General features: G+C 43.2%; 15 protein-coding genes. All 15 read right to left on the minus strand.

The window, feature by feature from the left end; all coding sequences use genetic code 11:
- Positions 1 to 1,029: a glycosyltransferase gene (locus ML541_RS06545; protein WP_243371789.1), complete on the minus strand. Its 1,029-nt coding sequence runs from the start codon at positions 1,027 to 1,029 to the stop codon at positions 1 to 3.
- Positions 1,030 to 1,031: 2 nt separating this feature from the next.
- Positions 1,032 to 1,910 carry an alpha-1,2-fucosyltransferase gene (locus tag ML541_RS06550; RefSeq protein ID WP_243371791.1) on the minus strand — a complete coding sequence of 293 codons (879 nt, stop codon included), beginning with the start codon at positions 1,908 to 1,910 and terminating at the stop codon, positions 1,032 to 1,034.
- A gap of 195 nt (positions 1,911 to 2,105) precedes the next feature.
- Complete coding sequence (locus ML541_RS06555; protein ID WP_243371793.1) at positions 2,106 to 2,900, minus strand: DUF268 domain-containing protein; 795 nt, start codon at positions 2,898 to 2,900, stop codon at positions 2,106 to 2,108.
- A gap of 37 nt (positions 2,901 to 2,937) precedes the next feature.
- Positions 2,938 to 3,933, minus strand: a complete 996-nt coding sequence (locus ML541_RS06560) for a glycosyltransferase family 10 (protein ID WP_243371794.1) — start codon at positions 3,931 to 3,933, stop codon at positions 2,938 to 2,940.
- Complete coding sequence (locus ML541_RS06565) at positions 3,927 to 5,231, minus strand: hypothetical protein (RefSeq protein WP_243371795.1); 1,305 nt, start codon at positions 5,229 to 5,231, stop codon at positions 3,927 to 3,929. Before ML541_RS06565 ends, ML541_RS06560 begins: the two co-directional genes overlap by 7 nt.
- Before the next feature lie 145 nt (positions 5,232 to 5,376).
- Positions 5,377 to 6,072, minus strand: a complete 696-nt coding sequence (locus ML541_RS06570) for a class I SAM-dependent methyltransferase (protein WP_243371796.1) — start codon at positions 6,070 to 6,072, stop codon at positions 5,377 to 5,379.
- Positions 6,072 to 6,971, minus strand: coding sequence for a radical SAM/SPASM domain-containing protein (locus ML541_RS06575; RefSeq protein WP_243371797.1), 900 nt, complete (start codon positions 6,969 to 6,971; stop codon positions 6,072 to 6,074). The genes ML541_RS06570 and ML541_RS06575 overlap by 1 nt, the downstream gene beginning before the upstream one ends.
- A gap of 235 nt (positions 6,972 to 7,206) precedes the next feature.
- Complete coding sequence (locus tag ML541_RS06580) at positions 7,207 to 7,983, minus strand: class I SAM-dependent methyltransferase (RefSeq protein ID WP_243371798.1); 777 nt, start codon at positions 7,981 to 7,983, stop codon at positions 7,207 to 7,209.
- On the minus strand, positions 7,980 to 9,107 hold the full coding sequence (locus tag ML541_RS06585) for a DegT/DnrJ/EryC1/StrS family aminotransferase (RefSeq protein WP_243371799.1): 1,128 nt from the start codon (positions 9,105 to 9,107) through the stop codon (positions 7,980 to 7,982). The genes ML541_RS06580 and ML541_RS06585 overlap by 4 nt, the downstream gene beginning before the upstream one ends.
- Positions 9,100 to 9,537 (minus strand): hypothetical protein, encoded by a 438-nt coding sequence (locus ML541_RS06590; protein WP_243371800.1) that lies wholly within the window; start codon positions 9,535 to 9,537, stop codon positions 9,100 to 9,102. Before ML541_RS06590 ends, ML541_RS06585 begins: the two co-directional genes overlap by 8 nt.
- Positions 9,538 to 9,568: 31 nt before the next feature.
- Positions 9,569 to 10,531 carry a glycosyltransferase family 2 protein gene (locus ML541_RS06595; protein WP_243371801.1) on the minus strand — a complete coding sequence of 321 codons (963 nt, stop codon included), beginning with the start codon at positions 10,529 to 10,531 and terminating at the stop codon, positions 9,569 to 9,571.
- Positions 10,532 to 10,577: 46 nt separating this feature from the next.
- Positions 10,578 to 11,813, minus strand: a complete 1,236-nt coding sequence (locus tag ML541_RS06600) for a glycosyltransferase family 4 protein (protein WP_243371803.1) — start codon at positions 11,811 to 11,813, stop codon at positions 10,578 to 10,580.
- A 6-nt stretch (positions 11,814 to 11,819) separates the two neighbouring features.
- The gene (locus tag ML541_RS06605) at positions 11,820 to 12,707 is read right to left on the minus strand and encodes a class I SAM-dependent methyltransferase (RefSeq protein WP_243371805.1); all 888 of its coding nucleotides are present in this window, start codon (positions 12,705 to 12,707) and stop codon (positions 11,820 to 11,822) included.
- A 101-nt stretch (positions 12,708 to 12,808) separates the two neighbouring features.
- Positions 12,809 to 14,116: an ABC transporter ATP-binding protein gene (locus tag ML541_RS06610; RefSeq protein ID WP_243371807.1), complete on the minus strand. Its 1,308-nt coding sequence runs from the start codon at positions 14,114 to 14,116 to the stop codon at positions 12,809 to 12,811.
- A complete protein-coding gene (locus tag ML541_RS06615; RefSeq protein ID WP_243371809.1) occupies positions 14,117 to 14,974 on the minus strand; it encodes an ABC transporter permease in 858 nt (285 codons plus the stop codon).
- Positions 14,975 to 15,032: the final 58 nt, after the last annotated feature.

Raw genomic sequence — 15,032 nt, forward strand, 5'->3', positions numbered from 1 at the left:
TTATCTCCGATAATAGCCCATAATGCATTTCACAGCAAAAGCTAAAAGAGTCCTTTTAGCACCCGAAAAGGTTTTGGCCAATGGTGATCGGAAAAATTTCATCAATACCACTAATCTCAAGGAAGTCGATTCATTGCAAACCAAAAACCAACGCCCCGATAATTCTAAGGAAAATTCCGGTTCAGGAAAGGCCTGGACAACAACATTGGCTTCCTTAAGCCGCAACAGCCAATTGTGTGACTTTTCAAGAAAATCAGGTGTTACAGGGTTCGGAACCATCACAAGGCTCAGTTGCCGATGCAGGACAAGTTCATAATCCGTTGGCTGTAAACCGAGCTCGTGCAGCCAACGTAAACGCACCAAATCTGCCACCGACTGCTTCGACTCTGGGACGCGACTACCTATGCTGTGCCCATGAATGCGATAGTTGACCAGCACTTCTCCGAGATTTGCAAGTTGAAAGTGAGACACACAACGACTCCACAGCTCATAATCTTCGGCATACTCAAATTCTTTCAGATAATGAAGTAAGTGGTTGTTTAGGCACGCTTTTCTAATAATCACCGTAGGATGAAACAACGGCGATTGAAACAAGAGCCGAGACTTGATGCTGTTATGTGATAGAGGAACACTCCAGACATCTGACCCGCTTTCCCCGCAGGCCAGCATCCAACTGCCGGAGATGCCGACTGCAGAATTGTGCTCCATGAAACTCACCTGACGTGACAAACGTTGCGGGAGACAGATATCATCAGCATCCATACGCGCAATAAGTTCTCCACGCGCCAACATAAACCCGTGATTCAGGGCGGCTACCACGCCCATGTTCTTCGAATGCCTTACCAAACGGATTCTGATATCAGAAAACGTCGATGCAATGCAGTAACTGTTGTCACAAGACCCGTCATCTATGATTATCAGTTCAAAATCAGTGAAGGTCTGGTCGAGTACACTCTGGATCGCTTCTCCCAGATAACGGGCCCCATTGAAAACCGGCATTACTACTGATACTTTCGGGCGTCCAGGCATAATCATAGCTTCAGCCAATCCGAAGGCAAAAGGTCGCTGATATCCAACGAAGGATTATTGAACCATTTTCTTGGCGCAATTACGAGTTTCCCGGGATTCTCCGAAAGCCATGCCCCCCACCAGCTGAAAGAACTGTTTGCGATAATATGGTGCTTGCAAAGACTCATAAGACGAAGATCCAGGTGCGCTTCTTGAGATGTAGTATTGTGCTGGATGACCGTTGATGGACAGGGAAGCTGCAGATTTTCGATCACCCACGAAGGATCGTCAGAAAAAACAAATACATGGGGGCAAGCAACGATTCCTTTCATTATTTCTATGCTTCTCATGTAGTAATCTACTGAACAAACACCGTGTACTGCATTCACATCGGCATCCGCGATATAATCACCACGCCTTACGTGCAGCGAAACTGAATTCTCAGCCTGTATATGTTCTGCTATTTCCTTGTCTTTACCTTCCAAAGAAATAATTGGGCTAAACTCTCTGCGTATCATTTCACCGATATCTTTAAAATATTTTTCCGACTGCCAATATCCGACAAGTAAAGTGTCATCAGGAAGAGACAAGACAGCAGGATCAAAATGGAAAAAGCATTCGGTGTAAATGCCGGGATGACATCCTAAGCCGAGGGAGCGGCATACGCGTGATACGGCAGACACAACTCGTTTGCTATCTCCGGTCATCTTTGCGATTTCGCGAGGAGTCGCAATGGGCACGGTTATGGCCAAGTGCTTCAACTGAAAAGGCCTTGCTGTGCCTCCGATGCAGCTATTCAAACAAGAGATATCGAGCTTAAGCTCCGTGTTCCGGTAATCTGCCAAGCGCTTTGCAGCCGCATATTGGAACATCTGGTTGCCAAGTCCGCCGGCCAATCTCACAATTATCATTCTAGTCGTGCCTTAACGCTGCAGTTTTCATGCGGATTCCATCTCCTTCGGTTCTCCCGTACAAATTGCAAATGTATGTCAGGTGATGAGATGAAGATTAGCGATCGTGAATGCATTTCCATCGTGTTGAAGCTTCTAGAGCTAAATCATGAAGCCGAATTTAGAATGTCTCGAATATTAGTATTGTTACTGTTTCGTCAACTCAAAAATACCGCAACCATATACACATCCAAAATTGCATCGAATATCTTCATCCGAAATAGGAATGTTTTCGTGCAAATCACCGTTGTCATCAACGAACGAAAAGTTGTCGATACGGTACTTTACATTAAGACACTCCAGCAAATACCCAACGGAGAACACTCTATGTGCGTTAAATTCGATCCGTTGTAGGCCTATAGGAACAGATAAATAGAGTTTGCCGCCCTTCTGCAGCATTCGATATAGGTTGTCTAACCCCTGAATATATCCATTATAATTTACGGGGTCACCGTACCGCCCCAAACCAAAGTGTTCAATGGCGTGCAAACATGACAATGAATCGCAGTATCCATAAAGATTTTCTTGAATAGGAAAAGAGAAATCAGCTTGCTTAAATATTACATTTTGTATTTTGCTTGATAATGGGCGTATATCAATAACTTCAATAACACGATATGCAGCAACATGCGCAACAAAACCGTCAATTCTTGAGCCAATATCAACGTGGCGATGTGGATTGTTCAAATAAATTCTTCTGGCTACCAACAGGTCTTGATGGAAGTAATGCCCCCCGGCAGAACCGCTATCGGTGAACCTATCTCCAAGACAGAGATAAGGCTTGCCGAATCTGAATTCTTTTGCGGCAACCTTCCTTTGATTTATTAGTCTCTTGAGGTCGCGGAAATATGCAGGTAATCCACTTATTGACATGATCGTTTTTAGAGGATCAATCCCAAATAGAACTGACAGGGCATATACACTTCTCAATATTCGTTTCATGCTTGTCCTCTGTTCAAACTACTATCTCTGTTCACACTTATTTAGTGTATTTGAAATTATTACAGTATTTTTTTAAATAATAGTTGTATCTATTAATTTTTGATTGAAAATATTCTTCCGGTCTCATTGTACATGTATATACCCTACAATTGGCCTTTATTTGAGTATGTATACAATTGCTTATTATATTAAACATATTATATTCATACAATATCTTACGTTTTAGATCTGCAATATTGTTTTTTTGTCTTATCCACAAATCAGAATCTATAATTTTTATGATTTTATCGACAGCTTTCCTTGGCTCATAAATGTCTATTACTTGAACAACATCGGTTGAAAAATACTTTTCTATATTTGAGCAACCATGATATATCGGCAGCGCCTCGCCTAATAAAGAATCAGCAAGCTTTTCTGTCCAATAGTCCTCAATAGAAGAATTTTCTATTGCAAGATGATATCTGTAAGGCGCAATAGCTTGCCATTTATCAATAACAGGGTCACGGCCATGTCCAAATACGTCAAGAGAACTGCCAAGTTCAGCCATCAGCATCTTGATAAATTCATGCCTGGCAATATGCCCTTTGGTTGCAAGTTTAGAAGATGCGACAACAGACAATAGCTTATTTTTATTGATGACTGGTCGAGATAATTCTTCGAAACTTTTATAGTGGCCCCAGGTTGAAGTTGCACAGTCCCACTCCGCTCCGATCATCCACGGCAGCCCCTGCTGGGAAAAAATGAGGTTAGGATGCTGCAGCGCCCTGTTACAGGTAATTACTGTTCCAAACTGTGTTAAAAAATGTTTGTCATACGACCTTACAGCGGGTGGCTCGCCAGTTATCAGCAATGTATTATGAACAGGGCATCTTGTTCTCTCTTCTTTCGTCAGCCCTTCATAAACAACCCAAAAATCACACTCTTCAACATCTTGATTTATCAGAAAATGGCAATCGCTCCATATTCCGGAAAAATTCGGTGTTTGTCGTTCAAAGCACCATTGGGAATTTGTCGAAACTTTTACCGTCAGCATAAAAGGTGTTCCATACATCTCCCATCGTTAGTACGTTTATATTGAGCAATCCCTGATAGCACTTCATCGAAACATCTTTCAAACTCCATATGTTCCCGATAGAAAGGTTCTATATGTTTCGTCATTGAATAATAGTTCTCCTCAATGTCAGGCAACACCGCAGATAATTCACCGGCACACGAGCAGATTCGGCCAATACCGTGACCCTCAAGCATCTCCCTGTAACCATGGATACCTCCACTGCAAACAACAGGAATACCGCATGACAGAAATTTGTTCAGCTTGCCAGAGGAAAACCCCAAATAATACATGTTCGGATTTGCTGCTGTTGGGAGGGGATACCAGACAATGCCGATATGTGCACTTCTGACCAGTTCATCATATTCTTCTTCATTGAGGTTTTCCGTTTGAAAGTAAATTGTTCCGGCTGCAACTTCACTCGAATAGTGCGAGACAACTTCATCCAGATATCCGTCACGACTATACACATTTAAGAAAAACACATACTCATCTCCCAGTCGTATACCTGCATCGATAAGGGCAAGATCAAAACCTTTTTCAAAGCCACCTGTGTATAGCAATATCTTTTTATAGGGTGGAATGCCATATCTGTTGAAAGCATAGTCAGATTTTTGGTCGTTGTAGCCAATATATCCAGCCTCAGGCACATAGATAATATCATTGACAAAAGGGAACTCTTCTTTTAACACCTTCGCCCTCATATGATCTGAAACTACCGAAAACAGTATTCTCTTATATGACTGATGCGAAAGACGCCACCAAGATCTAAGCGCCAGAATTGAATACAAAAACTCCTTTAAATATGCGCTCAGCAATTCCCTGAACCGCTGAATCGTGAACATATCGTTTCTAGCAGCCGTGATCAGGGATCTCAAGAGGGCAGCTAACAGTTTATTCGGATTTATAATATTACTGATAAGGCGTGAAGGGTAATTTTTATATATGAGCTCCATAGAAAAGTAGACTATCTGTATAGAATTTTTCTTGTTTGACAGTATTTCACTGACAATCAATCCTTCAATATAATAGGCAAAAAACAGGTCGTAGGGAATTCCCAGATTCCTTGCGAGTCTGGCAGCCTTTTTCACGTAGTTATACTGGTCAGCATCACTGACGATAAATATGCGACAATTAACAATGTTGATTTCAGTAGACATGGGAAATGGGAGATAGAGATCAACGGAATGGCCTTCACTGGAGAGAACTCGAATTGCGGCTACAATAGACGGAAATGTGTTCAGATTTCTCGTTTCATAGGCAAACAAAGCAATTTTCATTTCGTAAGCTTCCCTGTCAAGCAGAGTTGTAAAGTAGAGTTTACGCTACCCCACGGCGCATTTACACCCTCGCATATCTTGCCCCACGTACTAATTCAAGGGGGCAAGTATCATCGCCAACAGTTCTCCGCATTGTTCCGCGTTCTCATCTCTTCAATGCCCTGACAAAACAACCATAATGAAGCAGTTCGGATGAGCCTTTGCCACTTTCGCTGAAGCGGTCAAGCATATTCAGCACCAACCGCATCGCTAAAGATTCTAGGAGGGTAGTTCTCCGGGTAGAGTATTGTTCAGCAACAGTCGGAATCCGTCGCACTTCTTGAGCCAAGTATTCAAAATAATTGCCGTTCTCCACCAGTTCATCAACGTGAAAGCCGCAGGCAGGAAGATTGGTCTCGTAGAAATATCTGCTAAACCCGGTGTAGAAATGGTACGGGGCGAAGTGTGTTAGACTGCAAAATGGGGCGGTCAGAATCAATGCTCCACCCGGTCGAAGGAGTCTGGCAAATTCCCGGATAGCAGCAAGGGGGTCGGGTAGATGTTCGAACACCTCAATACACATAATGGCATCGAAAAAGTCATCAGGTTTAGGAATCGCCGTAATATCACTCACTATATCAAGCTTCGACTGATCCCATACCCCGGTTTGTAAGCCACGAGCGTCTCCTTTTCCGTCATACTGGGCAAAGTCCTGAGAGACATACTCTAGAAGTCTGCAAAATTTTTTGTATTTCCGCTCCCCGGCGCCGGCATCGAGAATTCTTGAACCGGGGGGAATGCTCTTCAGGCAAGCCTCAAGCCATGTCTCACGAGTATATAGGTTCTTAGTTCCGATTTTCATTATTTTCTCAATAATGCTTTAAGTTTAGATTTGACTCTGTTCAAACTGATGTCCCTTAGTGAATAAAACTCCGGCATTGTCATCCAGGCATTGCAAGACAAACACGGATCCTCGTCTATTAATCCTTTGACATGCCTGATTCTTATAGCTTTTATTTCCGAATTCCAAATCGCTAACAGAGGCTTCTCCATTACGGAGGGTAACCTCGATTGAAGTTTATAATCGTGGCAACAATACATTACTCTACCTTCAGACGATATTGCCATTGATGCCCATAGTAAATGACACGGGTATCTGACCCGTTTCGCCTTTGTCGTAGTTCGCTTATTTCCGAACTCCTCTGGCAGTTTTACTTTTCCGGCCCAATCATCAAGAGGTATGAAGTTCACCGGAATATTTTTTTGTCCCCAAAACTTCTCTATATGTCCCAGCTCGGAACATGTTAGATCCGAAACAATACAATCGACGCCAACTTTGCATTTGCCATTCAACTGTATATTCAAACGGGAGAATTCTGCAATATGCGCAAGAACCTCTTCATAGTTGGCTCCAGACCGAATTTTTTCATATGTTTCTCTGTTGCATCCGTCAAATGAAAATACTATTTCTCTGAGACCTGCCAGGATCAGCTTCTTTCCGATTGATGCAACTAATTTTGTGCCGTTAGTTGTGAATCCGACGTGGTGGCCCTTTGATGATGCATAAGCAACAAAATCAACTATTTCAGAATTCAGCAACGGCTCACCCAACTGATTCAGTCTGATTGTCCTGCATTTATCAGAAAGCTGGTCAATTATCCTTCGATATAACTCAAAAGGCATACCGGAATACTTCCGACCATTCATATTGTTATGTGGATCGGGAACAGGGCACATTTTGCAGTGCAGGTTGCAACCCATAAATGACTCAATGAAAACAGTGTCAGGAAGTTCACTGATATCTGCTTGCCTACAGTTAAAATACTTCTGATGCCGAGTCATATTCATCTTTTTTAAACCAGAAACAACTGACGTGTGCTATCAATAGCTAACACCATCTGTAGTACTCCCTCTCATATTCTGCTGGTGAAATGTACCCTATAGACGGGAACGTGTCAGATTTCTCGTTTCATAGGCAAACAAAGCAATTTTTATTTCAATCAACCGCTTTACAAACCCAAACCACACCCCATGTATCCGGCCCCGCTTGCTTGCCGGTCACAAACTCCTCGCACAAAATTGTTTCGAACCCTGTTTCTTCGAGTAGCATCACAATCTCCGGCTGGAAAAGATATCGCATGCGATGTGTCTCCGACAGTTGCTCCCTTACCCCACTCCGTTTATTAGTAACCAGAACATCGTAGTTAACGTCCACGACATTATCATTATAATTAATGGCAGGCTCAGCAATGCGAATTACAGATATTTCATCATCCTCAAGACGCTTCACCCTTACAACCGGAGGATCAGTCAATACCGCCGGGCCGTACCAGCAGTCGAAAATGAACAGCCCCCCCGGTTTAAGATTGGCCTTTGCGTTGACAAAAGCTGCTTTAAGGTCATTATTTGATGTCTGGTAACTCATCACATGGAAAAGGGAGACAACCACGTCAAACATCGAGTTAAGACGGGCGGTTCGAATATCTCCTGCAAGAAAGGTACAGCCGCCTCTTACCTGCTGCCGGCCGAATGCCTGAAGGCGGGAGACTGCGATATGCAGCATTTCCTCAGACATATCTATACCGGTGACCTCGTAACCGAGTTTCGCCAATTCAAAGTCATGCGATCCCGTGCCACAGCCAAAATCCAAGATAGTACGCGTACCAGGAGCGTGCTTGGCTAATATTTCATGAATATAGGATGCCTCTGCGGCATAATTCTTGTTTCTGTAGCATAAGTTGTAATATTTCGAGTAGGTGCCAAAAACACTCATCTCTCCCCTCCCAGCACATTTTGCATTTCTTCTGCAACCGTCGAAATCTGTTCTTCAGTTATTGCCAGACCACTGGGAAGATAGAAACCACGCCGCGCGAAACGCTCGGAGACCGGATACTTCTCGCCAGCAAAAAGCCCCATCCGTTGAAATACCGGTTGTTCATGCATTGGCCAGAAAAAGGGGCGAGTGCCGATCCCTTTTTCTCCCAATCTGCGTATAGCCTCTTTTGCATCAAACGGTACATTGTCTTTTAAAATAATCCCGTAAACCCAATAGATATTTTCAGCGTATGTAGTTTTTGTGGGCATAAGCTCCAGTCCGTCAACCATTGCAAACAACTCAGTATATTTCTTACCCATAGCTCGCTTGCGAGCAACGAATTCCGGGAGCCGCTCCAGTTGAGCTACCCCAAGCGCAGCCTGAAGGTTGGTCATACGATAATTCCAACCCATTTCCTCATGCACAAACCGTCTCGCTGGCTGGAAACAAAGATTTCTCAATCCTTTGCAGCGCTCCGCCAATTCGGGGTCATTGCACACCAGCATCCCCCCCTCGCCGGTGGTAACATGCTTATTAGGGTAAAAACTGAATGTGCTTATATCTCCAAAACTGCCGCATGGCCTTTGCTTGTATGTCTGACCATGCATCTCGGCAGCATCCTCTATGACTTTCAGATCATGTTTGCGAGCCAGTTCCATGATGGGATCCATATCGACCGGGAAGCCGTAAATATGAACCACCATGATTGCTTTGGTTCGGGCGGAGATTCTATCTGCCACCTGACTGACATTCATATTCCATGTGAATGGATCGGTATCAACCAAGACCGGTGTGGCACCAGCACGAACAATCGCATTGACACAAGAGATGATTGTAAATGCAGGAACGATTACCTCGTCGCCTACTCCCAGTTTCAGTGCCGTGACAGCAATATCAAGCGCACCGGAACCGTTCGACACCGCAATACCAAATTGTCGTTCCACCAGTTTGGAAAAACGATCCTCAAAAACGTTAACAAAGGGTCCTTCGGAGGAAATCCAACCGGAGTCGATACACTCCAATAGGTACTTTTTTTCATTGCCATCAAGGAGTGGCTCGTTAACAGGGATAAAGTTATTCATTCTGTTCCACCATTGAACTTTTCGCAAAAATTCCCTCGAACCTGGTCTTGTCAGCCTCACCGACATAGGGTCCCTGTTTCACTTCTACCATCTCGATTTCTTCTATAACCTCAAATCCATGGCCACCTGCAGCAAGCAGAATGACGTCTCCTGATTCAAGAATGCGGCTTTCAAGGAAATTGTGCTGATGATCGAAGAAGTCCACACGTAGCTTACCCTTCCTGATAAAGAGAACTTCTTGCGTATAGGTTACCGCCCTTGACACAGGGTTATGCACATGTGGTTCTATTAATTTGCCTTGCGGATGATTCATGTAGGCAAGCTGTTGAGAAAAGTCATCAGGTGTGAAAAAGTGAATACCAGATGCACTATAGTTTTGGCGCAGGATTATTGCGTAAAGCTTGTCCTCTAATATAACTCGTTCTATCATAATGTTCTCCATACCTTTACTAGCCCTACCTTCATTTGTTAAAGAGTTTTTCGGCATATGCCCACAACATTCGTGACATCCGGACTAACGGGTTGGCTTTTCGATGCGAATCGTAAGTTATTTTTTTTCTGGCTAACCATTCAAGAAGAACAATTTCACAAGAAGTTCCTACCGTTTTCGCTAGAACTTCACTTGCCTCGTCAAAATATTCCCAATTCAAGGCTCTTTGCGCACTTGAGATCAAATGACCATTCAATGTACTAATACCGCAATATTTCACTATTTCTTCTTGATGCTTGTTGACCACATATTGATATCCCCTGATATCTTTCAATTTGTCTTTAGAAATCGTTTCTCCATGATGCAGATGATAGGCAAAAAGAGGTTCTCTAATGTGAATAAACCTACAGCAATTGGCCAGCATGATTGCCGTGTCCCACTCTTGATACGAAGGAACATTTACGTCAAGTAACCCAATGGACTTTAATGCAGTCTTTGATGTTAGCATTCCCTGGAACATTGGGCCTATAGAGCTCAAAACAGTTTTGCTGACAGAAATGCCATGAGTTAGTGGAATTGAACATAGGGTTTTCGTGCCGGAAACATGATCGATTCGATAACAATCCGAATGCACAACCGTCATCGGATCAAATTTTACCGAGTAGAGAGCAGCTACTTGTTTTTCGATCTTACTGGGCAACCATTCATCATCTGAATCCAAAAAAGCTACCCACTCCCCAATAGATTCACGGATACCACGGTTGCGTGCAGCTTGGGCTCCAGAATTAACGTCTTGTATTATGCATCGGACTCTTGGGTCCTGAAATTTCTTGACCACTTCCACTGTGTGATCAAGAGAGCAATCATCCACAACGATTATTTCACAGGGAGGTACCGTCTGATTAACAACAGACGAAAGACAATATTCTATGGTATCTGCTCTGTTAAAAGCAGGTATGACAACTGATATCTCAGGCAGCATTCTTGAAGACACTGCATATCTCCCCAAAGATACATCGTATGACGACACTTTTTATTGTTTAGCTAAAGCAATATTTATCATACAAATTGCAGATAATACTTGCATTGAATCTGTCATTTACAGATTTAGTCGAAGTGACCTTTAAGGCTTTTAATCGAGCTTTATTGGTCAGCAAACCTATTGAAAAAGAAATTAGTTGTTCCACATCCATAAAGGCAGCCATGTATCCATTTTCGCCATTAATAATAATATCTGAGACACCACCAATATTAAATGAAATAACCGGAAGAGAGCAAAAATTTGCCTCAAGGAGAGCCATGCCAAAACTTTCAAGTAACGTTGGAGAAACGCAAAAATCACAAGCCTTAATAGTCGCAATATTTGCCTCATAGCTGAGTTTGCCTGGTAAATGAACTTTTATATAAGACGGTAGGCTACTCAATTCATGCAGTAATTTCTCATCGCTCACATCACCAGAAAGGTAAAATCCAATTGCCTGCCCATAAGCCGCCGACAGCCTTCTGATTATTTCGAAAACCAAACGAGCACCTTTAATTGGAGACCCAGCAGATGGTATATATATCAGTGGTGAAGCTTCGGTTAGACGCAATATTGACCTGACATCAACAGCTCCGATGGAGTTGATCATCTCATAATCCACCAGATTTGGAATAATATGGATTGGCTTATCAAAAGCGTGAGTATGCCGAAAAGTTTCCTCCATATATGTGGACGGACATACTGCCATATTGGCTTTATTCAAGCTCATCTTCTCGATCTTATGAGCAATTAGTGCATCATGCTGGGAATATTTGCCTATGAGCGGTGCATCTATAAAACGAAGATAGTTGTGATGGGAGATAAAAATAGTTTTACATCCAGGTATTTTGGGAATAAAAAAACCTGGGCTGCCATAATCCGGTAATATCAATATGTCCGGCCTGAATTTGAGTAATTCCCTGCCAACTCTCCAAGCACCAATAGCTGAAACCAGAATATAGGGAAACTGGTCAGCCACATCAAACCACTCTCGAGTTTGCAGAAGCTTTGTATAAGCACTATAAAAAGCTCCCAAAGTTTTGAGGGCTAATTTCGGTGCGCCATGACGGACGACTTTCTCTTCAGTAGTACCGTCCAAATCATGGTCTGTGAAGGTGAAGCATTTAACATCGTATCCTTTTTGTATGAACAATCGATAAAGGTTATAATGTGCACTGGAGATGCCACCTGTTACATACGGGGGAAAGGAGGATGAAACAATGGCAATTCTATGAGATTTGCCTGGTAATTCCATTCTTGGTTACCTCTTCCGGACCACGAGCAAATGCATATCCGAAACCTTATCCTGCCACTTGCCCCAAACGGCAGGAGGATTTGTCCGTTCCCTGCAGACCAGGTAATCTTCTTCCATTATCACCTCACATTGGGGTTCCAGCCTCGAACGGATGACATCCCATTCAATATGGTCATCAACAAACACATGGATGTCACCATCTGATGTCATTCTGCTATTCTTGGTCTTTAACAACCCCATGATCAGCTTCTTCCACTCATGGAATGAGAACAGTCTTCTCACTAGACGGAAGGCAGGGTTATGGCTTACTGCTCCTGCTTCTGGATTAACGCCCAATTCATAAAGATGATCTGTATAAAATTTCTCACCCAACTCCCTAAGATATTCAAGATAATGTTCTTCAAACCTCCAATAGGACGGACTTACTTCATGGTCAATGACAATCAAACCGCCGGGTTTAACAACACGCACAAACTCATCAAGAATTGATAGGTAGTCCGGAACATGATGTAGTACAGAATAAGTAACAATAACATCAAACGAGTTGTCAGCTATAGTATCAAGATTCTTACCGTTCAAAGCAAGTGTGGCAAGCCGGCTGTTTCCCCCCATTTTTTTTTGAATTTTATCGATGCATCCAGGTGATACATCCGCGGAAGTCACCATCAGCCTTAGTTCCAGGAGATGTCTGGTTAAATTGCCTGTTCCAGCTCCAAAATCAAGAGCCTTTATCGTGCCCCCCCCTGAAGAAAGATGTGATAAAGCTCCTTTAAGTTTCTGATGAATTCTCAATTGCTCAGTGGAATTGAAAATTTCAGGATGATTATTATCATACTTTTCAGCTGCAAGATCATGTGCCAGTCTATTAACTTGAATGAAATCGTTATCAGACATGACTATTACACCCGGTTTTTCTTATGGAAAATCCACCACCACTTTACGATTGCTGCTTTCATAAGTAGATGTCGTTCTCTCGAATAAATATGTTTATCTTTTCATGCGTTGCGATTCAAAGAATCGATTGTGGAATCCTGCTGTAAATTAATACTCCCATCTAAAATTATAGCCCCATGACCTCGACGATTTTCCAAAACCACCCCTGCTGCAGTTATCACTTCGCTTTCTACACTCAATCTTACGGCACGCGGGCAGTCGATAAGCCATTCAACTCCCGGATCAGTAAATCTGAAACTCAGGTAATATTCTCCCTTAGTAAGGTTTGGCAGCATGATCGAACAACGGACATGAAAATGACCAATTTGCAGAAAGAGTCTTGGTTCTGAATAATGGATGGGGTAAAAGATACCTATAACATGTTCTGAGCTTTCGAGAACTCTCGCTTCGAAGGCAATTCTGGTTCTTGAATGCACTACCCCCGTGACGTCAATGGTGAGATTTTGTCTTCCTTCTTTAATAGGTATAACATTATCCTCGCAGCCATTTACCAATATTTGATGGACATCCAGCTTTTCTGAAAATTTAGCTGCATGAGAAACGATCCTTTCAACATTGTCGGTTCCATTTTCCAGATAACTGTCAATACAACCATCTATATCATCAAAACAAGAAACATTGCCATTTTTAACGTAAAGCCCTCTGGTGCAAAGCTTTTTAATCGACTCAAGACTGTGGCTGACGAACAGAACAGTCCTCCCATCCCTGCCAGCATCCTCCATCTTGCCCAGGCACTTTTTCTGAAATTGTGCATCTCCAACCGCCAGCACTTCGTCAACGATAAGGATTTCCGATTCTAGGTGCGCTGCAACAGCAAACGCAAGGCGAACATACATCCCTGAAGAATAGCGTTTCACTGGTGTATCAATAAATTTTTCCACCTCAGCAAAAGAGATAATGCTATCAAACTTATTTCTAATTTCATCTTTGTCCATGCCAAGAATTGCACCGTTAAGATAGACATTCTCACGTCCGGTCAAGTCGGGATGAAATCCTGTGCCAACCTCAAGCAAGCTTGCAATTCTCCCCTTATAACGTATTTTACCCCTTGTAGGATTTGTAACCTGCGACAATATTTTCAACAGAGTTGATTTTCCAGCACCGTTGCTCCCGATGATGCCAAGAATTTCACCCTGTTTGACATCAAAAGAAACATCCTTGAGCGCCCAGAAACGTTGCCCCTCTGTTACAGCAGGCTTCAATGCTGCAGCCAGTGGGCTGTTAGGGTCTTCTTTGCCGCGCATTCTGGCCCACCAGCTTTGCAAATCCAGAGCAAGCGTATGGTGGTTTATTACTCCAAGCCTGTACTCCTTCCAGAGATTCTCAACCTGTATGACGTTATCGCTCATCTAAACCGTATCCATAAATGACTTTTCCACTCTGCTGAACAGAACTATTCCGACTAAAACCACGCAGCAGGTAGTTACCAGGCTGAGCAACCAGTGTTGCAGATTGATCGTGCCGGTGCCGAGAAAAGCATAGCGGAAAGCCTCGATGACAGGCGCCATGGGATTGAGAAACAGGAGAATGCGCCATTTCTCAGGGAGCAATGATGCGGGATAAACAACCGGGGTCACGTACATCCAGAGTTGGACTCCAAAGCTCACCAAATGCGATAAATCGCGATAACGTGTGGTCATAGACGAAACAATAATCCCAAATCCAAGGCCTAGTGCTGCCATCTGGAGAATAAATACAGGGATCAGTAGTAGCGCAGCAGGCTTCAGAGTGATAATAGCACCGCTGTCCCAGAAATAAGCGAAAAATGCTATAAACAGGAGGAATTGAATCCCGAAAGCGATCAGATTGCTAATGACAACAGAGACTGGAACAGTAAGCCGGGGAAAGTACACCTTGCCGAAGATATGCGCGTTGTTTACAAATGTGTTCGATGTGTTGATGAGGCAGTCGGCAAAGTATTTCCATGCGATTACGCCTGAAAGGTAAAAAAGAAACGGTGGCAATCCATCGGTTGGGAGTTTGGCCATGCTGCCAAAAATTATGGTAAATACTGTCGTGGTAAGTAATGGTTGAATTAAGAACCAGAGCGGCCCCAGAATCGTCTGCTTGTACGTGGATACGAAATCGCGCCAAACAAAGAGGCCAATCAGGTCACGGTATTTCCAGAGCTCAAGCGGATGCACGTCAAACCAGCCGCTGCGTGGTTGGATTATTTTGTCCCAAGCTCTGCTACCCATTTCTTTCATGATGAATTCCGATTCATAATTATCAGTTGACGCCACAAACAACGGCTTTACGCTTTGG

Origin of the sequence: Geotalea sp. SG265 (assembly GCF_022808985.1) — a bacterium.
Classification (GTDB): Bacteria; Desulfobacterota; Desulfuromonadia; order Geobacterales; family Geobacteraceae; genus Geotalea.

What these genes read in the sequence shown, in the direction of transcription:
- ML541_RS06605 (WP_243371805.1), bottom strand. Translation starts at nt 12,707, where the DNA reads ATGTCTGATAACGATTTCATTCAAGTTAATAGACTGGCACATGATCTT.
- ML541_RS06560 (WP_243371794.1), bottom strand. Translation starts at nt 3,933, where the DNA reads ATGCTGACGGTAAAAGTTTCGACAAATTCCCAATGGTGCTTTGAACGA.
- ML541_RS06580 (WP_243371798.1), bottom strand. Translation starts at nt 7,983, where the DNA reads ATGAGTGTTTTTGGCACCTACTCGAAATATTACAACTTATGCTACAGA.
- ML541_RS06545 (WP_243371789.1), bottom strand. Translation starts at nt 1,029, where the DNA reads ATGCCTGGACGCCCGAAAGTATCAGTAGTAATGCCGGTTTTCAATGGG.
- ML541_RS06570 (WP_243371796.1), bottom strand. Translation starts at nt 6,072, where the DNA reads ATGAAAATCGGAACTAAGAACCTATATACTCGTGAGACATGGCTTGAG.
- ML541_RS06600 (WP_243371803.1), bottom strand. Translation starts at nt 11,813, where the DNA reads ATGGAATTACCAGGCAAATCTCATAGAATTGCCATTGTTTCATCCTCC.
- ML541_RS06610 (WP_243371807.1), bottom strand. Translation starts at nt 14,116, where the DNA reads ATGAGCGATAACGTCATACAGGTTGAGAATCTCTGGAAGGAGTACAGG.
- ML541_RS06555 (WP_243371793.1), bottom strand. Translation starts at nt 2,900, where the DNA reads ATGAAACGAATATTGAGAAGTGTATATGCCCTGTCAGTTCTATTTGGG.
- ML541_RS06575 (WP_243371797.1), bottom strand. Translation starts at nt 6,971, where the DNA reads ATGGGTTGCAACCTGCACTGCAAAATGTGCCCTGTTCCCGATCCACAT.
- ML541_RS06585 (WP_243371799.1), bottom strand. Translation starts at nt 9,107, where the DNA reads ATGAATAACTTTATCCCTGTTAACGAGCCACTCCTTGATGGCAATGAA.
- ML541_RS06615 (WP_243371809.1), bottom strand. Translation starts at nt 14,974, where the DNA reads ATGAAAGAAATGGGTAGCAGAGCTTGGGACAAAATAATCCAACCACGC.
- ML541_RS06590 (WP_243371800.1), bottom strand. Translation starts at nt 9,537, where the DNA reads ATGATAGAACGAGTTATATTAGAGGACAAGCTTTACGCAATAATCCTG.
- ML541_RS06565 (WP_243371795.1), bottom strand. Translation starts at nt 5,231, where the DNA reads ATGAAAATTGCTTTGTTTGCCTATGAAACGAGAAATCTGAACACATTT.